Raw genomic sequence first — 24,504 nt, 5'->3', positions numbered from 1 at the left:
GACCATGACACCGCTTCCGCCGCTCAACCCGCTGAAGATGTTCGAGGCCGCGGGGCGCCTGCTGAGCATCTCGAAGGCGGCCGAGGAACTGTTCGTGACGCCGGCGGCCGTCAGCCGGCAGATCCGCGTGCTCGAGGAGTTCCTGAACTTCCAGCTCTTCCGCCGCGAGCATGGCGGCCTGTCGCTGACGCCCGCGGGCGCGAAATACCTGTCGGAGATCACGCCCCTCTTCATGGCCTTGCGGGAGACCACCAACGCCGCGATGGGTGGCGGCTACCGGCGGCGCGTGCTGCGGATCCGCTCGCCAGCCACCTTCGCGGTGCGCTGGCTGATTCCGCGGCTCGCGGGCTTCCATCAGCTGCATCCGGGCATCGACGTCCAGCTGACCGCATCGGCGGCGCCGCTGGACTTCAGCCGGGAGGACATCGACGCCGGCATCGAACTCGGCGACGGCCACTGGCCGCGGCTGATCGTGCAGAAGCTGGTGCCGAACGAACTCGTGCCGGTGATGGCGCCGCGCGCGGGCGCCACCGTTCCGCGGGAGCCGCGCGAGCTGGCCTCCGAAACGCTGCTGCACTCGCTCGCGCGCATCGACGACTGGGCGCTGTGGCTGCGCGCGGCCGGCGCGCCCGGCGTCAACGCCTACCAGGGCATGAAGTACGAGACCTCGCTGCTGTCCTACCAGGCGGCGGTCGAGGGGCATGGCGTGGCCATGGCGCAGAAGGCGCTGGTCGAGAAGGACCTCGCCGAGGGAAGGCTGGTGATGCCGTTCGGGCTCGCGCTCGATCGCGGCGACCACACCTACTACTTCGCCTCGCCCCGCGAACGCGAGGAATCGGTCGAGCTGGCGGCGTTCCGGCGCTGGCTGGCGGACGCGGTCGCCGCGTCGAGCACCACGATGCCCTCGGCGCTTTAACAAAAAGTCAAAGCCTCGGCAGCAAATGTCGTTTGCCCGCGGGGCAGCCGATTTCTATTCTCGAGCCTCGTTGAAACCACCCGCTGACGGTGGACGCCGGCATATCGCCGGCTTCGAGAACAAGAGGCAAGAACAGATGTTGGGAACCAGTTTGGCCGGGCTGCGCGTGCTCGACTTCTCGCACGTCGTCGCGGGTCCGTTGTGCGGCATGCTGCTCGGCGATCTCGGCGCCGAGGTCGTCAAGATCGAGTCGCCCGAAGGAGAGATGGGACGGCGCATCGGACCGCCCTGGATCCACGGCGAGAGCGTGATCTCGCTCAGCGTGAACCGCAACAAGCAGGGCCTCGCGGTCGACCTCAAGACACCGCAGGGCCGGGACCTCATGCGGCGCATGATGGCTTGCGCGGACGTGGTCATCGAAAGCTTCCGGCCCGGCGTGATGAAGCGCTTCGGCCTCGACTTCGACAGCGTGCGCGACGCCAATTCCTCGCTGGTCTACTGCTCGATCTCGGCCTACGGGCAGCACGGTCCTTCCAGTGGCAAGGCCGGCGTGGACGGGATCATCCAGGCGGTCGCGGGCTTGATGAGCACCCTCGGCCCGGCGGGGTCGCCACCCTCGAAAGTCCCGAGCCCCATCGCCGACATGGCGACCGGCTACCTGGCGACCATCGCGATCCTCGGTGCCCTCGTCCCGGTGCAGCAGGGACGCGAGGGCCAGCACATCGACGTCAGCCTCTACAACGCGACGCTGATGCTCCAGCAGGTGGGGCTTGCGTCCTACCTGGCCAGCGGCATCGAGCCCGGCAAGAGCGGAAGCGCCGCACCGTATGCGGCACCGAACGAAGCCTTTCCGACCGCCGATGGCTGGATCATGGTCGCGGCCTACCAGCCCGAGCGATGGAGCGCCCTTTGCCATGCCATCGGCCAGCCCGCGCTCGAGAAGGATCCGCTGTTCGCAGACAACGTGTCGCGGGTCAGGCATCGCGACGCGCTGTTCCAGCAACTGGCCGCGGCGTTCCAGCAGCGCCCGACCGAGGCCTGGCTTTCGACGCTCGAAGCAGTGGACATCCTCTGCGCGCCGATCGCCGGCTATGCGGAAGTCACGTCCTCGCTCCAGTACCGCGGCAGCGGCGTCGAAACCGTGATCGAGCATCCGATCGCCGGAGCGGTGCGCATGCCCGGATTCGCGATCGGAAACGCAGGCGGTGAGGGCGCGCGCGCCACACCGCCGCCACTCGTGGGAGAGCACTCCGCGGCCGTTCTCACGGCCTACGGCATCTCCCAGCAAGAGATCGACGCGCTGCTTCGCTGCGGCGCCATCACCACCCCTCCCTCCCAAAGCCTCACCGCATGACCTCCTCCCCTTCCGACCTCGTCGCATCGCGCATCGACGGCCCCGTTCTCACGATCACCATGCAGTCCGCCGCCACCGGCAACGCGCTGAACCTCGCGATGACTTCGGCGCTCGCCGATGCGCTCGAGCGCGTCAATGCGCACGAGGAGGTCCGCTGCGTGGTCCTGCGCGCCAGCGGCAAGAACTTCTGCACCGGCGGCAACGTCAACGACATGCGCGACGGCATCGACCTGATGGCGGGCAGCACGACGCAGGTGCGCGAACGGCTGCTCAAGCGCCTGCATCGCATCACGCATGCGGTGCACGGCATCGAGGTGCCGGTCATCGCCGCGATCAACGGCCTCGCGATCGGCGCGGGCTTCGACCTGTCGCTCATGTGCGATGTGCGCCTGTGCAGCGAGGACGCCCGCTTCTCCGAGAGCTTCCTGCGCCTCGGGCTGGTGTCGGGCATCGGCGGCGCCTGGTTCCTGACGCGCCTCGTCGGCCTGTCGAAGGCCATGGAGCTCACGCTGACGAGCGAGTTCATCGACGCGCAGACCGCCCTGCGCCTGGGCGTCGTTTCCCAGGTGTTCGGCGCGGGCCAGCTCCAGGAGGAAGCACGCAAGCTCGCTGAGCGGATCGCAAAGAACCCGCCCCATGGGATGCGCATGGCCAAGCGCCTCGTTCGCGATGCCAGCCAATCGACGCTGGCCGGCGCGCTCGAGCAGGCAGCCTCGATGCAGGCCATCCTGCTGTGCGGCGACGAGCACAAGAACGCGGTGCGCGGCTTCCTCGCGAACGAGCGCGGCGCCCGGTAGCCATCGAGAACAAGCAAGACAGGAGACAAGCAGATGAACAACACCGCCAGCCAGCTTTTCCGGATCGTCCGTTCGGCCTGCGTCCTCGCGGCCGCGACGATGGCGATGCCCGCCGTGTGGGCGCAAGCCGCCCCCTATCCGAGCAAGCCGATCGTGCTCGTCGTTCCCTTCGGCGCGGGCAGCGCCACCGACCAGCTCGCGCGGGCGGTCGGCGCCAGCGTCGCGGAACGCCTCAAGCAGCCGGTCGTCGTCGAGAACAAGGGCGGCGCGAGCGGGCTCATCGCGAGCCAGGAGGTGGCCCGGGCCGCGGGCGACGGCTACACGGTGCTGATCACGACCAACACCACGCAGGTCGCGAACCCGCACCTGTTCAAGAAGCTTCCCTACGATCCCGTGAAAGACTTCAAGCCGGTGACCGGCCTGGGCCGCGGCGGCATGGTGCTGGTGGTGCGCCCGGATTCGCGCCTGAAAAGCCTCGCCGACGTCATCGCCGCCGCGCGCGCTGCACCGGGCAAGCTCTCTTTCGGCGCGGGCAACTCGTCGAGCCGCATCGCCGGCGAGATGTTCAAGCAGATGAGCGGCACCGACCTGCTCTACGTGCCCTATCGCAGCAACCCCAGCGCCATGACCGACCTCATCGGCGGGCAGCTCGACATGATGATCGTCGACACCGTGACCGGCATTCCCCAGATCGAGGGCGGGCGCCTGCGCGCGATCGCCGTCTCGTCCGCCAGGCGGGTGCCGGCGCTCGCCGGCGTGCCCACCTTCGACGAATCGGGCATCAAGGGCTACGACCTCGGCTACTGGTTCGCCGCCTATGTGCCGGCCGCCACGCCGGCGCCCGTGGTGTCGAAGCTGCGCGAGGCGTTGACCGCCGCCGTCGGTGGACCTCGGACGCAAAGCTTCCTGCAGGCCTCGGGCGCCTCCGCGTGGACCACGGAGCCCGAAGAGCTTGCGAGATTCCAGGCCACCGAGTCGCGCCGATGGAGCGAGGTCATCAAGGCCGCCGGCATCGAGCCGGAGTGACCTCCGCGCCCGCTTACTGAGGGCTGGTCGTCCGGCCCTGGCCCGTGGTTTGCGTGTTGGGGTTCTCGCCCGCCTTCGAACCCATCGACGAGTTCGTGCCGGGGCGCGTCTTCTGGTTCGACGCCTTGCCCTGCGGGTTCAGGTTGCCACCCGACATCGAATTGCCCTGGCTGGTCGCGGAAGGCTGGGTGGTGGCCGAGGTGCCGCCATTCTTCGGTTGCGTCGCGACGCTGTCCGAGCTGTTCAGGCCCGGCCCGCCGCCGCCGCTGCCACCGGATTGAGCCAGGGCGGGCACGACGGCCAGAGCAAAACCGCTAACGCAAAGGATTCGGGTGATTCGGTTCATGAAGAAGACTTTCCTGAAGTGGTGAAGAGAAGACTTCAATGAACCGCCATGCCGCATCCGCCCGGGTGGGGCATCCGCGCCCTCCCCTGTCAGCCAACGCGCACCCCACGCGACCCACGCCATGAGCCGCCGGTTTCCTACGGCCGTTCCGCGAACGCGCGGGCACGGTACCGGCCATGGCCTCCTCCTCGACCCGCACCGCCCGCTCGCCCGGTCTTCTCAGCCTGTGCAAGGACGCCGTGATGGCATGGATCGACGACTTCGCGCCGAGCATGGGCGCGGCGATCTCGTACTACACGATGTTCTCGCTGGCGCCGCTGCTGGTGATCGTGATCGCGGTGGCCGGCGCGCTGTTCGGCGCCGAAGCCGTGCAGGGCCAGATCGCGGCGCAGCTCTCGGGCCTGATCGGCGCGGAAGGCGCGCTCGCGGTGCAGGGGCTGATCCGCAGCGCCAGCGAACCCTCGCGCGGGCTGGTGGCCGGCGCGATCAGCATCGTCGTGCTGGTGGTCGGCGCCACCACGGTCTTCGCCGAACTCCAGAGCGCGCTCGACCGCATCTGGCATGTGCCCGAGCGCGTGAAGCCGCAGGGCGTGTGGGGCATCCTGCGTGCGCGCGTGCTGTCGTTCGGGCTGATCCTCGGCCTCGCGTTCCTGCTCATGGTCTCGCTCGTGGTGAGCGCGGCGCTGGCCGCCCTGGGAAGCTGGAGCGCCGCGCTGCTGCCGGGATGGGAGGTGCTGCTGCAGGGCCTCAACGTCCTCGTCTCGCTCGCGATCCTCACCGTGCTGTTCGCGATGATCTTCAAGTTCATGCCGAGCGCGCCCATTGCCTGGCGCGACGTGTGGATCGGCGCCGGCGTGACTGCCGTGCTGTTCGAGATCGGCAAGGTGCTGATCGGCCTGTACCTCGGCAAGAGCGGCGTCAACGAATCCTTCGCGGCCGCGGGCTCGCTGGTGGTGCTGCTGGCCTGGGTCTACTACGCGGCGCAGATCTTCCTGCTGGGGGCGGAGTTCACGAAGGTCTATGCCAATGCCCATGGGTCGGTGGCCGCAGGCAAGGCGCAGGCGGCCACAGAGGAAGCCGCGCGGCAGGCGGAGGTGGGCACGGACAGCCAGGGCCCGAGCGCGCGCGTGCTGTCGGAGGATGGCCATCGCGCATCGCGCGGGCTGGCATCGACACTGGCCGTGTTCGCCAGCGGCGCGCTCTTCATGGCGCTGGCGACGCGCCGCACGCGGCGGATCAGGCCGGTGCGGGCACCGCGAAGCTAGCGGCGCCAGCCGCCGCGAGTCCGGCCGCCCTCTTGCGCGACGCGCGCCGGCGGCTCACGTAGTCGGGATGAAAGCAGCGCCGGCTGCCATCCTCGAAAGCCACCGTCACCATCCCGTCGGTCGATGCCACGACGACGCCGGCGCCGAAGCGCTTGACCTTTACCGGATCGCTCTCGGCGAAAGGCGCGCGCTCACGCGTCGCGGCCTTCGCGGTCTGCTCGCTCACCACGATGGGCTGCGCCATGGCGGCCTCGTGCGCCGCGATGCGCCGGCAGTTGTCGCAGGTGCCGCAGCGCTTCGCGGTGGCCGAGGGATCGAGATCGTCGAGCAGCAGCTGCCAGCGGCACTGGCCCGACTGCGCATAGGCCAGCATGCGCTCTAGGGTCTCGCGGTCTTGCTCGCGCCGCGCCTTGTAGCCGTCGAGCATCGCGCCAAAGTCGGCGCGCTCGGCCATCGCCTGACGCAGCGAGATGCGCCCGCGCCGGTCGATGGCCAGCAGCTTCTGCTGCCGCAGCAAGGCGATCGCCGCCTGCATGCGCGTGCGCGGACGCTCCAGCGAATCGAGCAGGTTCGCGGCGGTCCAGCCCTCGGGCGCGGGCGGCTCCGCCAGCAGTTGCCGGTACACGGCATCGAGGTCCTCGAGCTGCGGATAGCGGCCCGCGAGAAAGAACTGCTGCACCGACCGATCCTTGGCATGGAACAGCAGCACGCAGCGCGCGCGCTCGCCGTCACGACCCGCGCGGCCGGCCTCCTGGTAGTAGGCATGCAGGCTCGACGGCATCTGGCAATGCACGACGAAGCGGATGTCGGGCTTGTCGATGCCCATGCCGAAGGCATTGGTCGCGACCATCACGCGCGCGCTGCCCGCCATGAACGCTTCCTGCGCCTCGGCGCGTTCGCGCGCACCGAGCTTGCCGTGATAGAGCGCGACCGATTGATCGGCCGCCTTCAGGGTATCGAAGGCCTCCTGCGCGGCCTTCACCGTGGCGGCGTAGACGATGCCGCTGCCGGCCTCCTCGCGCACCAGTTCGACGATGCGCCGCTGGCGATCCGGCTCCTGCGTCATCTGCTCGACCGCGAACTGCAGGTTGGCGCGGTAGGCGCCGGTATCGATCAGGCCGGCGCGCGGAATGCCCAGGTTCTTCATGACGTCAGCCGCCACCTCCTCGCCCGCGGTGGCCGTGAGCGCGAGCACGGGCGGGCCGCCGAGCGCGCGCACGGCCGGACCGATCTCGAGGAAAGCGGGCCGGAAGTCATGGCCCCATTGGGAAATGCAATGCGCTTCGTCGACCGCGACCAGCGCCACGGGATGGGTCGACAAGCGCCGCACGAACGCGGGGTCCGACAGCCGCTCGGGCGTGACCAGCACGATGCGCGCGCTGCCGTCGTCGATCGCCTGCTCGGCCCGTTCCAGCTCTTCGGCGCCCAGTGCGCTGTTGACCTGCACGGCGGCGATGCCCAGCGTCCGCAGCTTGTCGCACTGGTCCTTCATCAACGCGATGAGCGGCGACACCACCAGCGTGCGGCCCTCGAGCAGCAGGGCCGGCAGCTGGTAGCACAGCGACTTGCCGGCGCCGGTGGGCATCACGGCCAGCGTCGAGCGGCCGGCCATCACGCGCTCGATGACCTCGGCCTGGCCCGCGCGCAGGCGGGCATGGCCGAACACGTGGCGCAGCGTGTGCTTGAGGCGCGCCGCCGCATCGGGAACGCTTGGCATCAGGCGGTCTCTTCGTCGTCGTCCTCGCCGTCGTTCTCGTCGGCAAGTTCCTCGGCGCTCAGCGCTTCGGGGTCGTCGACGGCGTCGGCGACTTCCGTCGCGGCGTCCGGAAAGACGCCCACGCGGTCGGGCAGGATGTCCGCGTTGGTCGCCGGTTCCTCGCCGCCGTCGATGATGGCGCGGTCGTCGCCCGCGGCATCGCTGCCGCTGTCGCTGGAATCGCTGGGGCCGAGGGCGCCGGCGTCGGTGCCCTTGGGGGCGGTCGGGGCGTGCTCGCCGCCGAGGATGCTGCTGGTTGCCATGTGCGTCGTTTCCTTGAAATCCTTGGGAGACAGACGCACAGACTGGGAGCCATCGGGCGCGTCGGAAGTAGGAAATTCGCGCATCCGGGCCGCCATCGATGTCTACGAATGCGGATTGCCTCGACAGGCACCTCAGACCGGCGCGTAGCTCCCCGTGCCCCCGGGCCAGGACGTGAGCACCTCATGCCCCTCGGGCGTCACGGCCACCATGTGCTCCCACTGGGCCGACAGCGACCGGTCCTTGGTCACCACCGTCCACCCGTCGGGCAGGTGCCGGATCTCGCGCCCGCCCGCGTTGAGCATCGGCTCGATGGTGAACACCATGCCCGGCACGAGCCGCAGGCCCTCGCCGCGGCGTCCGTAGTGCAGCACCTGCAGGTCCTCGTGGTAGACCTGCCCGATGCCATGGCCGCAGAACTCGCGCACCACGCCGAAGTGCTCGCGCTGCGCTACCGACTGGATCGCATGGCCGACATCGCCGAGCGTGGCGCCCGGCCTGACGGCGAGGATGCCGGCGCGCATCGCTTCGTAGGTCGTTTCCACCAGCCGGCGCGCGAGCACGCTGGGCGCGCCGACGAAGTACATGCGGCTGGTGTCGCCGAACCATCCGTCCTTGATCACGGCCACGTCGATGTTGACGATGTCGCCCTTCTTCAGGATCTTGTCGGGCGAGGGAATGCCGTGGCACACCACCTGGTTGACCGAGGTGAGGATGGTCTTCGGATACCCCTGGTAGCCCACGTTGGCCGGGATGAGGCCCTGCACGTTCACGATGTAGTCGTGGCAGATGCGGTCGAGCGTTTCGGTGCTCACGCCCGGCACCACGTGCGGCTCGATCATGGCGAGCACTTCGGCCGCGAGCCGGCCGGCCTGGCGCGCCTTCTCGATCTCCTCGGGGGACTTGATGTGGATGCCGGATGCCATGGGTACTCAACACCTTCAATGCATGTCGTATATACGAAACATATATGAATCATACATGCTTCGTTGCATCGACCCTCGCCCGGAAGGATGTGCCGGCGTGACACGGGCGCTGCCTATACTGGTTCGCAGGAGGGGAACATGCTGTCATTCATCCGCCGCCTTTTCGACCGGAAGCCCGGCACCGAACAGGTCGCCCGATTGCTCCTGCAGGAGCTGCAACGCCTTCTCCCCGAAGAGAAGCTGGTCCTCGATCCCGAGCAGTTCCTGATCCGCCGCGCCGACGGCGGCACGATCTACCTGCACAACCTCTACACCGACTACTGCCAGGCCCGGCCGGCGGAGCGCCGCGAGCAGATCGCGCGCTTTGCGCTGGGGGTCGCGGGCATCGGCAGCGACCGGCCCGCCGATTTCGAAGAAGCGCGGCCGCGGCTGCTGCCGATCCTGCGGCGTCTCGCCGGCGTGGACCTCGCGCGGATCTCGCATGGCGACTTCTCGAAGAAGCTCGAGGACACCATGGTGTGGACCCCCTTCTCGCCGACGCTCGGCGCGGCCGTCGCCATCGACAGCGACCATGCGATCGCGCAGGTGAGCCCCCACGACCTCAAGCGCTGGGGCATCGGCTTCGAGCAGGCCTTCGAGATCGCGGTCGAAAACCTGCGCCACAAGGCCGCGCCGGCCTTCGGCCAGCTCGCGCCCGGGCTCTACGTGTCGAACTACGGCGACTACTACGACGCCGGCCGCATCTTCCTGCACGAGCTTGCCTGGCAGCTGCCGCTCGACGGCGACCCGGTGGCGATGGCGCCGAACCGCACCTGCCTGCTGGTCTGCGGTGCCGGCGATGCGGACGCGCTCGAGAACATGATCGCCACCGCGCGCCGGGTGCTGCGCGAGCAGTCGCGCCCGCTGAGCGCCGAGATGTTCAGGCTGCGCGACAAGGCATGGTCGCTGTGGACCCCGCCCGGGCAGGCCGGTGTGCAGCTCACGGCGCTGCTGCGCGAGGAAAAGGCGGTCGACTATAACGACCAGCAGGAGGTGCTGGAGAAGGCCCACGTGGCGGCCGGCGTCGACGTCTTCGTCGCCAAGCACAGCCTGCTGCAGCGCGACTCCGATGGCGCCGTGATCAGCTATGCCGTGCTGCCCAAGGGCGTCGACACCTGGCTGCCCGAAGCCGACCTGGTCTTTCTCTGCGAGGTCGCGGGCGAAACCCCGACCATCGTCGCGTGGCCGCATTTCGCCGAGCATGCGGGCCACCTGATCGAGCGGCTGCCGCTGGCCGTGCCGCGCTGGAAGGTGCTCGGCTATCCCGAGGGCGACTGCCTGCGGCGGCTGCAGGAACTGGCGACGACGGTGGAGGCCGTGCGGCTCCAGTGAGCAAGACAGCGACGAACGCCGCGTTCAGCCCGCCGCATCCTCCGCGCCGTCGAGCAGGCGCGCGGCCTCCTGCAGGTCGGTCGTCTCGAAGCCCTCGGTGAAGCGGGCGAACACGTCCGCGAGCAGATCGCGGCCCTCCTGCGCGCGCTCGCCATCGGCCCACAGCCACGCCAGGTCCATCGCCACGCGCAGCTCCCACGAACGCGCGCCCTGCTGGCGGCTGACCGCCAGCGCCTCGTCCAGACATTGCTGCGCCTGCGCAAGACGCGGGGCCGGCCCGCCCGACAGCGCGCGCGCCTTCACGCGCAGCAACTCCGGCAGGTTGTAGAGGTCGCCCTTGGCATGGACCAACGCGAGCGTGTCGTCCATCAGGGCCAGGGCTTCGTCGTGCCGGCCGGTCATGACCAGGCCTTCCGCGAGCGTGAGGTTGAAGGCAGAGGTCAGCAGCTCGTAGCGCGATTCGCGCAGCTCGACCAGGCAGCCCTGCAAGGCGCGCACGCCCTGCTCGGCATCGCCGCGCCGCACGCAGAGCTCGCCCTTCACGCCGCGGCCCACCGCGAGGTAGGGCGTCAGCGAATGCGATTCGGCGAAGGCGATGAAGCTGTCGATGTCGCGCTCGGCGCGCTCGAGATCGCCGGCCCAGAGATAGACCGACACGGCCCAGATCAGCGCGATGCACAGCGTGACCGGATGGTTGAGTTCGCGCGCCTCGTCGACCGCGCGCTGCGCCAGCGCCATCGCCTGCGACGGGTGGCCCCGCAGCCACAGGGTGCGGGCCAGCGAGATGCAGGCGCGGTTGTGGAAGTCGAAGCCCGAGTAGATGCTGGTGCCCTGCCGCGACAGCGTCGATCCCGCGATCGCGGCCTCGAGAAAATGCCGCGCGCCGGCCTGGTCGCCCAGCAGGTGGTTCGACAACCCCACGAGCGAATCCGCGATGGCCCGCGCGGTCGGGTCGTCGATCGAGGCCGCCACGCGCGCACAGCGATTCGCATGGCTCAGCGACTCGACGAAGTCGCCGATGCGCTCGTGGAAGATCTGCAGCCGCGCCAGCAGTTGGACCTGGCTCGCTCCGTCGCCGAGCACCTCGGCCACCTGCAGGCTGCGCTCGAGCGCATGCCGCACCTCGTCGCTGTTGCCGCGCGTGAACATCTGCGAGAGGCCGACGGCCGCTTGCAGGTGCATCTCCACCGCGCTGCCGCGCGCGGCGGGCGTGAGTTCGGCCAGCGCGCGCTTCGACCAGCCATGGCACTCGGCCAGCAGCGACATCGCCATGAAGGCCGGCACGGCCGCCACCGCCAGCGAGAGGCCCAGGTCTCTGTCGCCGCCGCGGTCGAAGCACCAGGCGAGCGCCGCGCGCACATTGCCGAGGTCGGCCAGGTCCGAGGCACGCGCGGTGTCGCCCGAGAACGCATCGTGCTCGGCGGCCATGCGCTCGAGCCGCGTGCGGAAGTGCAGCGCATGGCGGCGCGCGCTCGCCTCGGCGGTCTGCTCATCGGCCTTGGCGAGCGCATAGGCGCGCGTGCTCTCGAGCAGGCGGTACTGCGCGGAGCCGCCCGCGCGATGCACCGCGAGCAGCGATTTCTCGGCCAGGCTCGCGATCGCGTCGACCACCTGCGCCTGCGTCAGCGCCTCGTCGGCCACCACCTGCCGCGCGGCCTCGAGCGAGAAGCGGCCGACGAAGACCGCGAGCCGGCACAGCACCTCGCGCTCGCGCGGGTCGAGCAGCTCGTAGCTCCAGTCCAGCGTGGCCTGCAGCGTCTGGTGGCGCGGCCGCGCCGTGCGCTGGCCGAGCCACGACAACGCCAGCCGCTCGTCGAGCAGCGCGGCGGTCTGGCGCAGGCCATAGGTGGTCACGCGGCGCGCCGCGAGCTCGATCGCGAGCGCGAGGCCGTCGAGCTTCCTGCAGATGCCCGCGACGACCTGCGCGTCGGCATCGTCGAGCGCCGGCATTGCGCCGCTCGCGCCGGCTCGGTCCATGAACAGGCGCGTGGCCGGGTACAGCAGCACGTCGCGCGCGAGCAGGCCGGGCTGGTCGGGCGGCGTGGCCAGCGGGTCGAGCGGATGGATGTGCTCGCCCGGCACGCGCAGCGCCTCGCGGCTGGTCGCGAGCAGGTGGATGCCGGGCGCGGCCTGGAAGATGCGCTCGGCCAGCGACGCAGCCGCCGCGATCACGTGCTCGCAGTTGTCGAGGATCAGCAGCATCCGCCGCCCGCGCAGGTAGGCGACGAGGCTGGGCACCGGATCGGCCGAGCGCACCGACAGCCCGAGCATCGAGGCAATGGCGCTCGGCACCAGGCCGGGGTCGGCCAGCATCGAGAGGTCGACGAACACCACCGCGCCGTCGAAGCCGCTCAACATGTCCTGCCCCACGCGGATCGCGACCGAGGTCTTGCCCACGCCGCCCGAACCCACGATGGTGACGAAGCGGCTCCTGGCGAGCTGGGCCGGAATCGCCGCCAGGTCCTTGGCGCGGCCCAGCAGTTCCAGCGGCTGCGCCGGCAGGCCCGGTTCGATCGGCCCCACCGTCGCTGCTGCGTCGGCTCGGACTTCGGCCACGGCCTCGCCGCGCGTGACGCGTGCGACGAAGCAATAGCCGCGGCCCACCACGTTCGACAGGTAGCGCGCGCCGTCCTGGCCGTCGTTCAAGGCCTGGCGCAGCATCGTGATCTGGTAGCGCAGGCTGCCGTCGGACACCACCATGCCGGGCCAGGCGCGCGCCATCAACTCCTGCTTGCTCACGATCGCGTTGGCCTTCGCGACCAGCACCAGCAGCACGTCCATCGCGCGACCGCCGAGCTCCACCGGTTCGCCGTCGCGCGCGAGCAGGCGTTCGCCCACGCGCAGCGTGAAGGGTCCGAAGTGAAGGATGTCGTCGGCCCCGGAGGGCGGTGCGTCGCTCATGGCGGGTGGGGAATCTGCGGGCGTCGGGGCGCGCCGAGGATACCCGAGCCGCATGCTGCCGGCGCGGGCTTCGCGGGGCCGGCGCGCGGCGGATTTGTATGGCCGTGTGTCGCGTCGCCCTTCGAATACACAGGCATGCGAATCGGCCGATTCTTCACACATGCGGGATACATCGGCTGGCTTCAATCGAGTGGCTTTCACTTCATAAAGACCACGCCATGACCGAACCGATTTCCTCCCTCACGCGCCGCCGCCTGCTCGCCACCTCGATGGCCTTCAGCGCCGCGTCGGCCGCCACCGGCGCCTTCGCCATGCTGCGCCCGCCTTCGGCCACCGGCCCCGACGACACCTCGGTGCGGCCTTTCCGCGTCGCCGTCGATCGCGAGACCCTCGTCGACCTGCGCCGTCGCCTCGCCGCCACGCGCTGGCCGAGTGCCGAGACCGTGACCGACACTTCGCAGGGCGTGCGCCTCGCCACCCTGCGTTCGCTGGTGCGCTACTGGGCCACCGACTACGACTGGCGCAAGGGCGAGGCGCGGCTCAATGCCGTGCCGCAGTTCGTGACCACCATCGACGGCCTCGACATCCAGTTCGCCCACATCCGCTCGCGCCACGCCGATGCGATGCCGCTGATCATGACCCACGGCTGGCCCGGCTCCATCTTCGAGCTGCTCAAGGTCGTGGGCCCGCTGACCGACCCCACCGCGCATGGCGGCCGCGCCGAGGATGCCTTCCATCTCGTGCTGCCCTCGCTGCCGGGCTTCGGTTTCTCGGGCCAGCCCGAGGCCACCGGCTGGGACTCCAACCACATCGCGCGCGCCTGGGGCGTGCTGATGGCGCGGCTGGGCTACAGGCAGTTCGTCTCGCAGGGCGGCGACTGCGGCTCCGTGATCTCGCACCGCATGGCGATCCAGAAGGTGCCGGGCCTGATCGGCATCCACGTCAACATGCCCGGCACCGTGCCCGCCGAGATCGCCGCCATCCTCGCCGCGGGCGGCCCCGCGCCCGCCGGCCTGCTGCCGAAGGAGCGCGCCGCCTTCGACAAGCTCGACGACTTCTACAGGAACAGTTCGGGCTACTCCGCCATGATGGTCACGCGCCCCCAGACCCTGGGCTACGCCCTCGCCGACTCACCCGTGGGCCAGGCCGCCTGGATCTACGACAAGTTCGCGACCTGGACCTATTCGGGCGGCGTGCCCGAGCGCGTGCTCCCGCGCGACGAGATGCTCGACGACATCTCGCTGTACTGGCTCACCAACAGCGCGACCTCGGCGGCGCAGATCTATTGGGAAGATCACTCGAACAACTTCAATGCGGTGGACATCTCGCTGCCCGCGGCCGTGACGGTGTTTCCGGGCGAGATCTATCAGGCGCCGCGCAGCTGGGCGGACCGGGCCTATCACAAGCTCATCTATTGGAACGAAGTCGACAACGGCGGGCACTTCGCGGCCTGGGAGCAACCGGAGCTGTTCAGCCGTGAGGTGCGGGCGGCATTCAGGTCGTTGCGCTGAGCCGAACGCGCGGGCCCTGTCGTCAATCCGCCGCGTGCGGACTGGGCCCTCGTTCGACCAGCGTGCGCAGCGCCATCTGCGTGCGCGTTCCTTCCACGCCCTCGACCTCGTGGATGCGCGCCAGCAGCACTTCCAGCGCCTGCGCATCGCGCGTGCGCACCTTCAACAGGAGGCCGCTGTCGCCGGTGACGATGTGGATCTCCTCGATGTCGGGAAGCGATTCGAGCGCCGCGATCTGGCGGGCACGCTTGACGGTGCTGGTGATCACCTGCACGAAGCACAGCAGCGGCCGCCCCAGCTTCGCGCCATCGAGGCGCGCCACGGTCGCGAGGATCACCCCGTCGCGCTTGAGCCGCTTCACCCGCTCGTGCACCGCGGGCGCCGACAGGTGAAGCAATTCGCCCAGCGCGGCATAGCTGAGCGTGCTGTCGTTCGCGAGAAGCCCTAACAGTCTTCGGTCGACAGCGTCCAGGCGGGCGGGTGCCTTGCTCTCCGGTTGAAGCTGGTTCGTATTTTTGGCCATGGTTCTGAAAGCGCTAGGGCAGCTGAATGATGTTCGGGAGAATAAGCCAAAGACAGAACATCATTCGGTGAACAACATGCCTGCAGCTTCGGACCTCGCTCTTCCTCTCCCAGCATCAGAGGGAGCCCCACCCAGCCGCCTGCTCGGAGAGGTGCCACCGGAAGCATGGGCGCGGGTCCTGTCTCGCATGAGTCCGGTCGGCCATTCATCCCGCGAACAACGTCCGGTGGAAGTGATCGATCACGCCAGCGCCGAGTCGCTTCGCGCGATCGGCGTGCCCGCACAGGCCCGGCCGCTGGAAGAGGTGATCGACCAGATGCTGGACGAGGTCTACCCCTGGCGTGCGCGCATGGACCATCCCCGGTTCCTGGCCTTCATTCCGGGACCGTCTTCGCCGCTGTCGGCCCTGGGCGACTACTTGACCGCTGTTCACAACGTCCACGCCGGCAGCTGGCTGCAGAGTTCGGGGGCCAGCGTCATCGAAGCGGCGCTCATTCAGTGGCTGGCGGCACAGGTCGGGCTCCCGCCTTCGGCCGGCGGCCTGTTCGTGTCGGGGGGCTCCATGGCCAACCTGACGGCGCTTGCGATGGCGCGCGATTTCAAGCTCGAGCCGGCGCAGCGCCTGCAAGGCGTTGCCTACGTTTCGGAGCAAACCCATTCATCCGTTGCCAAGGGGCTGAAGATCCTCGGGCTTCTGCCGCATCAGATTCGCCGCATGCCTACCGACGCCGCGTTCCGCATGGACATGACAGCTCTGGCGGCCGCGGTCGAGCAGGACATCTCCGATGGGCTCAGGCCTTTTGCCGTGGTTGCGAGCGCAGGCACGACGAACACCGGCAGCATCGATCCACTGCGACGGATTCGCGCACTGTGCGACGCACACGACATGTGGATGCACGTGGATGGCGCGTACGGTGCATCCGCCGCGCTGTCGCCATCGCATCGGGGTTTGCTCGACGGCATCGGCGAGGCCGACAGCCTGAGCTGGGATGCGCACAAGTGGCTGTTCCAGACCTACGGCTGTGGGATGGTCTTCGTGCGTCAGCGCAAACACCTCTCGCAGGTCTTCCATACCCGCCCCGAATACCTGCTCGATGCGCATGCCGACACCGACGCCGAACAGATCAATTTCTGGGACCTCGGCGTCGAACTCACCAGGCCGGCACGCGCACTGAAGCTGTGGCTCACCTTGCAGGTGCTGGGGTCGGACGCCATGGGCGAGGCGATTGCGCATGGTTGCCGGTTGGCAACCTGGGCTCAGGACGAGCTCGAGAAGGATCCTCGCTGGGACATCGTGTCGCCCGCGCAGTTGGGCATCGTCACCTTCCGCATGACGGATGCGGCCATGAGCCCGGAGGCGCTCGATGCGCTGAACAGCGAGATTTCATCGCGGGCACTTCAGGAGGGTTTTGCGACGGTCTTGACGACGCGCTTGCGCAATCGAACCGTGCTGCGAATCTGTGCCATTCATCCGGATGCCACTGAGAGCGACATGCGGGAGACGATTCGGATGCTGTCGTCATGCGCCGACGCGGTGCTCGCCTCAGGCGTTCATATCTCCAAATCCTTTTCGTAACGAACCACCGGCCGTGCCCCTTGAGCCGGTCGCTAACCAGGGATGCTTTATTCGCCCGCGATGCGACGTAAGACTGAATAAGGGAACCCCGGCGCGTCTCGATCTATAGCCCTTCTCCGTCCGCACCACACTGAGGGTGACAAATCCGCGCCGCCCCAATCGCACCCGCCCCACTCTCCTCTGCCACGGCGTCACGCCACCACCAACGGCAACGTCAACCGCGCCTCCAACCCTCCAGTACGCCGGTTCTGCAGCGACAACTCCCCCTGCATCGACCGCGCCAACCGCCGCGCAATCGCCAGCCCAAGCCCAGACCCAGGCTTGTCCTCCTGCCCCTGCCGCCCCCGCACCCACGGCGCGAACACCGCATCGATCTGCGCCGGCTTGATCCCCGGCCCCGAATCCACCACCGCCAGCACCAGCCGTTGCGCATCGACGTGCGCGCACACCCGCACGTCGCTGCCATAGCGCAACGCGTTGTCGATCAGGTTCGCCAGCACGCGCCGCAGCGCGAGCGGGCAGGCGACCACGGGCTGGCCGATGCGGCCGTCGAGTGCGATGGCACGGCCGGCGTCGCGGTAGCCGCGCACGAGGTTGTCGAGCAGGCCGTCGGCATCAACGCGCTGCAGTGGCTCGGCCACGCTGCGCTGCATGCGCGCGCTGGCGACGCTGGCCTCGACCAGCTCCTGCATCTCGGCGAGATCGCGCTGCATCGCTTCGCGCAGCGCGGGGTCGTCGAGCATCTCACAGCGCAGGCCCATGCGGGTGAGCGGGGTGCGCAGGTCGTGGGCATAGGCGGCCTGCACGTCGAGGTGCTCGGCCTCGCGTTCGACGCGGCGGCGCCGGCCCTTGTTGATGGCGCGCGCCAGTCGTGCAATGGCGCGCGGGCCGCTCTCGGGCAGTTCGGGCATGCGGGCATCGCCGCCGTGCGATTCGAGGGCGCGGGCGATGCGCACGGCGCCGGCGCGGTAGGCCAGGAGCTCGAGGCCGAGGCCGGCACCGATCAGCGCGAGCACGACGAGCACCGATACGCCGAGGATCCACAGCAGGCCGTCGTCGATGCTGCAGACCATGGGCGCGAGCGTGGCGGCGTGCGTGTTCTGGCCGAGGGCGGCAAGTGCCAACGCGCGAGCGGCGTACAAGGCCAGGCCCTGCGTGCGCGGGATCGCCTTGGCGGGTGTTTCGGATTCGAGGGCGATGGGGGTCTGAAGGCTGCGTGTCATCTGAAATCTCCTGTCGCCGACGCACCGGCCGGCATGGAAGCGATGACATCACGCGAGGTGGGCCGCCCACCATCGCACCAGCGTTCGCCCAACCCCTACGAAGGTTTGCCCCCGGCATGCGCGCGGCTGGCGCGGCAAGAGACGATGGCGCGGGCGCTGCGCCTCAGCGCCGCGCCTCGGCGTCGTGCAAGGCGTGCCGGATCCAGGCCTCGAGTTCGGCGGCGTCGATCGGTTTCTCGATCAGGCACAGCGCGGTGCTGGCGCGCACGCGCTCGCGCGTGTGCGCCGAGGCATAGGCGGTGATGAACAGCGTGGGCACGCGCAGGCCGTCGCGGTCGAGGCGCTCGAGCAGTTCGATGCCGTCCATGGCCTCCATGCGGATGTCGCACACGAGGCAGCGGGTCTGCCGCTGCAGGCCCGAGGCCAGGAAGTCCATTGCCGATTCGAACGCGCGCGCCTCCCAGCCGAACGAGCGCACCAGGCTGCTGGTGGCGGCGCGCACGAAGGGGTCGTCGTCGACGATGGAAACGAGATCGATGGCTGACAGGGACAAGAGGCTTCCCGTTCTCTACCGGGCTCTGGACGATGGCGCAGGACACGCGGGCACGACCCGGGCTTGCAGAATACCGGCGGCACGGCGCGGCGCCATCATCTCTAGGTATGGTGCGCGACGGCCGGCTGCGCGCGCGGCAGGCCCTGCACGACGCCGAGCGCTTCCATCTTGCGCACCAACTCGGCGACCGAGCGCGATTCCATCTTGCGCATGGCCTGGCCGCGGTGGATCTTCGCGGTGATCTCGGCAATGCCCATGCGGTCGGCGATCTGCTTGTTCATGAGGCCCGAGGCCACGTGCTGCACCACCTCGCGCTCGCGCGGCGTGAGCAGGGCCCAGCAGTCGCGCGAGGCCTGGAGCGCGCGGTCGGTGTCGAGCCGCCTGGCATCGGCATCGAGCGCGGCGGCCACGGCGTCGAGCATGTCCTGGTCGCGAAAGGGCTTGGTGAGGAAGTCGACGGCGCCGGCCTTCATGGCGCGCACGGTCATCGCGATGTCGCCGTGGCCGGTCATGAAGATGATCGGCATGTGCGGACGGCCGGCCTCGCGCAGGGCCTGCTGGAACGCAAGGCCGCTCTGGCCGCGCAGGCGCACGTCGAGCACCAGGCACGAGGGCCCGGGCGCGCGCGGTGCCGCCTGGAACTCCTCGGTGGTGGCGAAGGCGCGCACCTCGAGGTCGACCGAGCGCAGCAGGCTGCCGATGGCGGCGCGCACCAGGTCGTCGTCGTCGACGACGAACACCACGCGCGCGTCGCCGGCGAGCGGGGTGCCCGGGGATCTGGTGAGGAGGTTTTGGGAAGAGGTCATGGGGCGAGGCCGGGTTCGGACAGGGGCAAGGTGAAGACGGCGCGCGTGCCCGCAGGCTCGCGCCGCGACAGCGACAAGGTGCCGCCATGCGCGTCGAGTATCGACTTGCAGATCGCCAGGCCCATGCCCATGCCATCGGCCTTGGTCGTGAACAGCGGCTTCAGCAGGTGCTCGCCCGCTTCTGCGCCGATGCCGGTGCCGGCGTCGTCCACGGTCACGCGCACGCGGCCCTCGCCATCGCCGCCACAGCTCAGGCACAGCGGACGCGGGCCCGGCGGCAGCAAAGCCATGGCCTCGGCGCCGTTCATCAGCAGGTTGACCACCACCTGCTGCAGCTGCACGCGGTCGCCATGCACCAGCACGGGGGCCTCCAGGCCGCGCAGCTCGAGCGCCACGCCGAGCGTGTCGAGCGGGCCGGCCACCAGCACGGCCGCTTCGCGCAGCGCCTCGTTGAGATCGAAGGCCGCGAGCCGCGGCTCGGCATTGCGTGCCTTGGCGCGCAGGGCCTGGATGATGCTGCGCGCGCGCAGCGCGCTCTTGCCGATGTGGGCGAGCATCTCGCGCGCCTCGGCGATGTCGGGCGGGCTGCGGTCGAGCCAGCGCAGCGCGGCGCTCGCAGAGGTGTCGACGGCGGCGATCGGCTGGCCGACCTCGTGCACGATCGACGCGACCAGCTCGCCCATGGCCTTGAGCCGGGTCGCGCGCTCGAGGTCGGTGAGCGCGCCGCGCAACTGCTCCTCGGCACGGGCACGCTGCCGGTTCTGGTCGACCAGTTCCTCGTACAGGCGAGCGTTCTCGAGCGCGAAGGCGGCCTGCGAGGCGATCACCTCGAGCACCTCGGCCTTGGCCGGGGTGAAGACGTGCGAGGCGAGGTTGTTCTCGAGGTAGAGCACGCCGACCAGGCGCGCATGGCGCATCAGCGGCACGCACAGCACCGAGCGCGGCCGGCGCCGGCGGATGTAGTCGTCCTGCGCAAGCGCGGCGTTCTCGCGCGCATCGTCGATCACCATGTGCTGCTGGGTGCGTGCAACGGCCTGCACGATGCCGAGCGGCAGAACGTCGGGCCCGAAAGCCGCGGCCTCCTGCGTGACGGCGATCGTGCCGTCGACCACCGAGGCCCGCGCGCGCAGTTGCCAGGCGTCCTCGCGCAGCAGCGCCAGCGTGCCGTGCTCGGCACCGGCGTTCTCGAGCGCGGTGCGCAGCAGGGTGTCGACCAGGCGCTCGGGCACGATCTCGCTGGCCAGCGCGTTCGAGATGCGCAGCACGGCCTGCGCATCGAGCGCCTGCAGCCGGCTGCCGGCGCCCACCTGCTCGTCGCTCTCGAACAGGCCGGGGTACTCGGCCTGCAGCAGCCGCACCTTGGCCATGGCGCCCCAGCGCTGCCAGGCGCCGCGCGCATGCCGCAGATTGCCGTAGGCCGACAGCTCGTCGCCGCGCGCCGCATGGAAGGCACCGGCACGTTCGGCCGCCAGCGCCTCCACCTGCGTGAAGCCGTGGCGGCGCGCATGCGTCACGGCGCGCGCATAGGCCTCGACCGCGGCCGCGGGATCGCCATCGATGCGCAGGCGCTCTGCGCGCACCAGTTCGTGCCGCGCGAGAAAGTTGCCGGGGCAGGCCAGGGCCCAGGTCTCGAGCTGGGCCAGGTCGCGCCGCAGCGCGGCCTGCTGCGTGGCGTCGCGTTCGGGCAGCGCGAGCAGCGCCAGCGCGCCGTAGAACGGCAGGTCGCCGCTCTCGGCGAAGGTGCGCGCCGAATCGGCGCAGGCCTCGGCGCGGCGGCGCGCCTCGAGTGCCTCGTCGAGCCGGCCGAACAGCAGCGCGGCCTGCAGGCGATAGACCCAGAACGCGAAGTCCACGAGCGTGGCGGGATCGCCCTCGCGTGGCACGCGCGGCTGCGCCTGCGGGTCGCCGTCGCTGCCGTCCTGCAGTTGCGACAACAGCTGCTTCTGCGCGAGCAACGCGTCGATCACGAGCTGGAAGTTGGCGTCGCGCGCAATCGCCAGGCCGCGCTCGACCGTGTCGCGCACGTCGCCCAGCAGCTCGCCCGCGAACAGCATGCCCGTGGCCTGGTTGCGCCCGCAGTAGATCGCGAAGGTGTGGTCGCCGCTCGCCACGGCGAGCTCGTAGGCGCGCCGGATGTAGTCACGTGCCGCGCGCGCGGGCTGCGACCACGGAACGACCATGGTGCCGAAGGTCATGTAGACCCGGCCGCGGTAGCGCGCGAGGCCGCGCTCGTCGACCAGGTGCAGCGCGAGCGCGCCGAACTCGCGCGCCGTGGCGTAGTCGCCGTAGCGCACGCCGAACACCTGCGTCATGCAGACGTAGCCGTCGGCCGAGGCATCGGCATGGCCGTGCGCGATGCCCAGCCGCGCCATGTGCAGCAGGATCAGGTCGACCAGGTTCTGGTCGGTGTAGAGCGCGGGCGGGATCAGGTCGGCAAAGATGTCGGTGATGGCGCGGCGCAGCGGGTCGGCCACGATCGGCAACTGCCGGAAGGCGGCCATGCCGTGGCGCTCGATCCAGGCCTGCAGGGCCGCATGCTCGCGGTCCACCGCGGCGGCATCGGGCTGGCGCGGCAGCTCGATGCCGGCCTTGCGCAGGAAGGCCAGGCCGACGTCGAGCGCGCGGTCGAAACGGCCCAGCGTGGTGTAAAGCGCCGCGCGCAGACGCGTGAGATCGGCGCCGAAGATGCCCTCGCCCGCGACCTGCTCGAGCGCCGCCAGCCGTGCCTCGGCCACCTCGAGCGCACCGGTCATGAACTCGGCCTCGCCGCACAGGGCGCGTGCATGCAGGCCGTCCTCGCTCGCGTCGTCTTCGCCCAGGAAGGCCAGCGCGGCACGGAAGAAGCCGAGCGCCGAGTGATGGGCGGTGGCGGCCTTGGCCTGCCGGCCGGCCTCGAGGTTGAGCCGCGCGAAGGCGCGCCGCTCCTCGGGCGCGTCGACGGCCGGTCGCGCGAGACTGGCCTGCACGGCGAGCGTGAAGCGCTGCGACGGCGCGCCCTGATACGTGCCCTGGTGCATGCCCTGATTCGCGAGCTGGCGGCGCACGATCTGCAGGTGCAGGCCCGGACGCTCGCCGGCCGCGAGCGAGAGGTAGGCGGCTTCGCGGATGCGGTCGTGCCAGAACACCCAGTCCTCGCCCTCGCGGTGCACGCTGCCGGCCTCGAGCGCGGGTTCGAGCACCGCATCGAGCGCGCGCGTCGCCTCGGCGCCGGGCGCCAGGCCCATGGCCACCGCGAGCGACTCGGCCGAGGCACGGTGGCCGAGGCAGGCCATGACGCGCAGCGCCGCCTGCGCGGACGCAGGCAGCAACTCGAAGCGGCGCGCCATCAGCTCGGCCACGTTGTCCACACCCGGGTGCGAGGCGAGTCGTTCGAGGCTCCAGCGCCATGAGGCGCTGTCCGCGTCGTAGACGAGCACGCCGTCGTCGGCCAGCAGATGCAGCAGGTGGTGCGCGAAGAGCGGATTGCGCCCGGTCTTGTGGCCGATGGCGCGCGCGAGTTCGTCGACCTCGTCGGGAGCCTGCTGCAGCGCCTGCGCGATCATCTCGCGCAGCGCGGCTTCGTCGAGCGGGCCGAGTTCGATGCGCGCGGCGCCGGGCACCTGCGCGAGCGGGCCGGCGCGCAGCGGATGGTCCTCGGCCACCTCGCCCGCGCGGTAGGCGCCCACCAGCAGCAGGGCCGCGTCCTCGTGCTGGTGCAGCAGGCGCTCGAGCACCTGCAGGGTGCCGGCATCGGCCCATTGCAGGTCGTCGAGCAGGATCACGAGCGGCCGCGCCGAACTCGCGAAGCAGGCCAGCAGCCGCGCCATGCCCTGGAGCACCCGTTCGCGCTCGAGGCCGGGAGCGGCGTCGGGCGCATCGGGTGGCTCGGGCTGTGCGCCGAGCACGACGGCGAGCGCGGGCAGCAGCCCCGCGAGGGTGCGGTCGACCGGCTTGGCCGCGGCGGCGATGCGGCGGCGCCAGAGCGCGAACTCGTCCTCGGCGCAACCGAGCACGAACTGCAGCAGCTGCTCGAGCACATCGACCACCAGCGCATAGGGCCGGCCGCGGCGCCCCTCCTCGCTCTTGGCCGTGGCCAGCAGCGGCGCGCACGACTGCTGCATGCGCAGCATGGCCTCGCGCAGCAGCGTCGACTTGCCGATGCCCGAGTGGCCCGAGACCCAGGCCACGCGCGAGCGCGCATCGAGCGCAACGCCACGGTACAGCGCGAGCAGCGCCTCGAGTTCGGCATCGCGGCCCAGCACGCGCGTGAGGCGCGGCAGCCGGCGCAGCGCCGAATGGGCATCGAGCGCGAAGCGCGGGATGCCGCCGCGCTCGCGCAGCAGGGTGTCGCAGCGGCGCAGGTCGGCCAGCACGCCGGCGGCGTCCGCGTAGCGCTGCTCGGGCGCCTTCTCGAGCAGCTTCATGATCAGCAGCGAGAGCTGCTCGGGCACGCCCGCCACCAGCTCGCCGGGCGCGCGCGCGGTGCGGGTCGCATGCGCATGGACGCGTGCCGCGGCATCCTCGCCCTGGAACGGCGGGCGGCCCGTCAGCAACTCGTAGAGCACGCAGCCCAGCGAATAGAGATCGGCGCGCGCGTCCACGCGCAGGTTCATGCGCGCGCCCAGCTCGGGCGCCATGTAATGGAAGCAGTCCTCGTCCCAGGCGGCCTCGCCGTGATCGGGCGCGGCCTCGGCGTCCGACAGGGTGGCGGCATGGCCGAAGCCGGTGAGGCAGGCGCGGCCGTCGGGCGCGAGCAGCAGGCGGTCGGGCGTGATCGCGCGATGCAGCACGCCGGCCGCATGCATCGCGCCGACGGCGGCGACGAGCCGCAGCGCGAGATCGAGGAAGGCCGCCGTGTCGCTGGCGCGCGCGCCGCTGCCGCGCACGGTCTCGCCACCCGGATCGCGCAGCACCAGCAGCGCGCCTTCGCCGTGCGGCATCAGCGCGACGGGAAGCGCGGCCCAGTCGTCGCGCAGCACATGGCGCATGCCGTACTCGCGCTGCAGCAGCGCGGCCGCGGCCGGCGTGGCCTGGCCCCGACCCGCGACCAGCGACGTGGGCCCGGCGCCGGCCCGCGCGCGTTCGAGCCGCGGCATGCCGCCGCTGAGCTCGCGAAAGTCCTGGAACGGCATGGCCTGCCGTTCGAGCGGATCGGGCGCCGCCGCCGGGTTGCGTTCACCGAGTTCCTGATCCTGCATGGTGTGAGCCTCCTGCGTTGAGCGGGCCGCCGCGGCGGCCGTGCGATGCAGATGCGCCGTCCATGTTTCCCGGTCCCTCGGCTGCTTCTGACTGTCGGCTTCGATTGGAACCGCGCTGGTCGCGCAGCGACGGCGGCTGGCGTTGGCGGGTGTTAGGCGTTGTTAGGCGACGGCGCCGAAGCGGGGTTTTGACACCCCGGCATGAAAAGTAATGTG

At 70.3% G+C, this 24,504-nt stretch carries 18 protein-coding genes; 8 read left to right on the top strand and 10 right to left on the bottom strand.

Annotated elements, in window-relative coordinates; all coding sequences use genetic code 11:
• The first annotated feature begins 4 nt into the window (after positions 1-4).
• The 4 genes from gcvA to R0232_RS43805 are packed head-to-tail and all read left to right on the top strand — an operon-like array spanning position 5 to position 4,093.
• On the top strand, positions 5-916 hold the full coding sequence (gene gcvA / locus R0232_RS43820; protein ID WP_431513500.1) for a transcriptional regulator GcvA: 912 nt from the start codon (positions 5-7) through the stop codon (positions 914-916).
• Positions 917-941: 25 nt separating this feature from the next.
• Positions 942-2,270, top strand: coding sequence for a CaiB/BaiF CoA transferase family protein (locus tag R0232_RS43815; protein ID WP_431513499.1), 1,329 nt, complete (start codon positions 942-944; stop codon positions 2,268-2,270).
• Positions 2,267-3,067, top strand: a complete 801-nt coding sequence (locus tag R0232_RS43810; protein WP_296779332.1) for an enoyl-CoA hydratase-related protein — start codon at positions 2,267-2,269, stop codon at positions 3,065-3,067. Before R0232_RS43815 ends, R0232_RS43810 begins: the two co-directional genes overlap by 4 nt.
• A 33-nt stretch (positions 3,068-3,100) precedes the next feature.
• A complete protein-coding gene (locus R0232_RS43805; protein ID WP_296779330.1) occupies positions 3,101-4,093 on the top strand; it encodes a Bug family tripartite tricarboxylate transporter substrate binding protein in 993 nt (330 codons plus the stop codon).
• Between the two features lie 13 nt (positions 4,094-4,106).
• Here R0232_RS43805 and R0232_RS43800 read toward each other — a convergent pair whose 3' ends face one another.
• On the bottom strand, positions 4,107-4,439 hold the full coding sequence (locus tag R0232_RS43800; RefSeq protein ID WP_296779328.1) for a hypothetical protein: 333 nt from the start codon (positions 4,437-4,439) through the stop codon (positions 4,107-4,109).
• Between the two features lie 176 nt (positions 4,440-4,615).
• Between R0232_RS43800 and R0232_RS43795 the strand changes: the two genes are divergently transcribed.
• Positions 4,616-5,704 carry a YihY/virulence factor BrkB family protein gene (locus R0232_RS43795; RefSeq protein WP_296779325.1) on the top strand — a complete coding sequence of 363 codons (1,089 nt, stop codon included), beginning with the start codon at positions 4,616-4,618 and terminating at the stop codon, positions 5,702-5,704.
• On the opposite strand, the gene R0232_RS43790 is transcribed toward R0232_RS43795, so the two are convergent.
• The 3 genes from R0232_RS43790 to map form a co-directional block, all read right to left on the bottom strand.
• Positions 5,676-7,421, bottom strand: coding sequence for a RecQ family ATP-dependent DNA helicase (locus tag R0232_RS43790; protein ID WP_431513498.1), 1,746 nt, complete (start codon positions 7,419-7,421; stop codon positions 5,676-5,678). The genes R0232_RS43795 and R0232_RS43790 overlap by 29 nt on opposite strands.
• Positions 7,421-7,723: a hypothetical protein gene (locus R0232_RS43785; RefSeq protein WP_296779319.1), complete on the bottom strand. Its 303-nt coding sequence runs from the start codon at positions 7,721-7,723 to the stop codon at positions 7,421-7,423. Before R0232_RS43785 ends, R0232_RS43790 begins: the two co-directional genes overlap by 1 nt.
• A 132-nt stretch (positions 7,724-7,855) precedes the next feature.
• Positions 7,856-8,647, bottom strand: coding sequence for a type I methionyl aminopeptidase (map, locus tag R0232_RS43780; RefSeq protein WP_296779318.1), 792 nt, complete (start codon positions 8,645-8,647; stop codon positions 7,856-7,858).
• Positions 8,648-8,785: 138 nt separating this feature from the next.
• On the opposite strand from map, the gene R0232_RS43775 reads away from it, so the two are divergent.
• Complete coding sequence (locus R0232_RS43775) at positions 8,786-10,018, top strand: hypothetical protein (protein ID WP_296779315.1); 1,233 nt, start codon at positions 8,786-8,788, stop codon at positions 10,016-10,018.
• Between the two features lie 24 nt (positions 10,019-10,042).
• Here the strand turns inward: R0232_RS43775 and R0232_RS43770 are convergent, their stop codons facing one another.
• Positions 10,043-12,919: an ATP-binding protein gene (locus R0232_RS43770; protein ID WP_431513497.1), complete on the bottom strand. Its 2,877-nt coding sequence runs from the start codon at positions 12,917-12,919 to the stop codon at positions 10,043-10,045.
• Between the two features lie 218 nt (positions 12,920-13,137).
• Between R0232_RS43770 and R0232_RS43765 the strand changes: the two genes are divergently transcribed.
• Entirely contained in the window at positions 13,138-14,430 is a 1,293-nt protein-coding gene (locus R0232_RS43765) for an epoxide hydrolase family protein (RefSeq protein WP_431513496.1), read from the top strand.
• Positions 14,431-14,452: 22 nt separating this feature from the next.
• Here the strand turns inward: R0232_RS43765 and R0232_RS43760 are convergent, their stop codons facing one another.
• Positions 14,453-14,953 (bottom strand): Lrp/AsnC family transcriptional regulator, encoded by a 501-nt coding sequence (locus R0232_RS43760; protein WP_057595974.1) that lies wholly within the window; start codon positions 14,951-14,953, stop codon positions 14,453-14,455.
• Between the two features lie 226 nt (positions 14,954-15,179).
• On the opposite strand from R0232_RS43760, the gene R0232_RS43755 reads away from it, so the two are divergent.
• Positions 15,180-16,529: a pyridoxal phosphate-dependent decarboxylase family protein gene (locus R0232_RS43755; protein WP_296779306.1), complete on the top strand. Its 1,350-nt coding sequence runs from the start codon at positions 15,180-15,182 to the stop codon at positions 16,527-16,529.
• 191 nt (positions 16,530-16,720) lie between these two features.
• Here R0232_RS43755 and R0232_RS43750 read toward each other — a convergent pair whose 3' ends face one another.
• The 4 genes from R0232_RS43750 to R0232_RS43735 all read right to left on the bottom strand — a co-directional run bounded on the left by R0232_RS43750 (position 16,721) and on the right by R0232_RS43735 (position 24,222).
• Positions 16,721-17,752, bottom strand: coding sequence for an ATP-binding protein (locus tag R0232_RS43750; RefSeq protein WP_296779302.1), 1,032 nt, complete (start codon positions 17,750-17,752; stop codon positions 16,721-16,723).
• Positions 17,753-17,915: 163 nt separating this feature from the next.
• Positions 17,916-18,305, bottom strand: coding sequence for a response regulator transcription factor (locus tag R0232_RS43745; protein WP_296779298.1), 390 nt, complete (start codon positions 18,303-18,305; stop codon positions 17,916-17,918).
• A gap of 101 nt (positions 18,306-18,406) precedes the next feature.
• Entirely contained in the window at positions 18,407-19,111 is a 705-nt protein-coding gene (locus R0232_RS43740) for a response regulator transcription factor (protein ID WP_431513495.1), read from the bottom strand.
• A complete protein-coding gene (locus R0232_RS43735) occupies positions 19,108-24,222 on the bottom strand; it encodes a trifunctional serine/threonine-protein kinase/ATP-binding protein/sensor histidine kinase (RefSeq protein ID WP_431514668.1) in 5,115 nt (1,704 codons plus the stop codon). The genes R0232_RS43740 and R0232_RS43735 overlap by 4 nt, the downstream gene beginning before the upstream one ends.
• Positions 24,223-24,504: the final 282 nt, after the last annotated feature.

It is taken from the genome of Variovorax sp. DAIF25 (assembly GCF_050711835.1).
Taxonomy (GTDB): Bacteria; Pseudomonadota; Gammaproteobacteria; order Burkholderiales; family Burkholderiaceae_C; genus Variovorax.
This window is presented reverse-complemented; position numbering and strand designations above follow the sequence as displayed.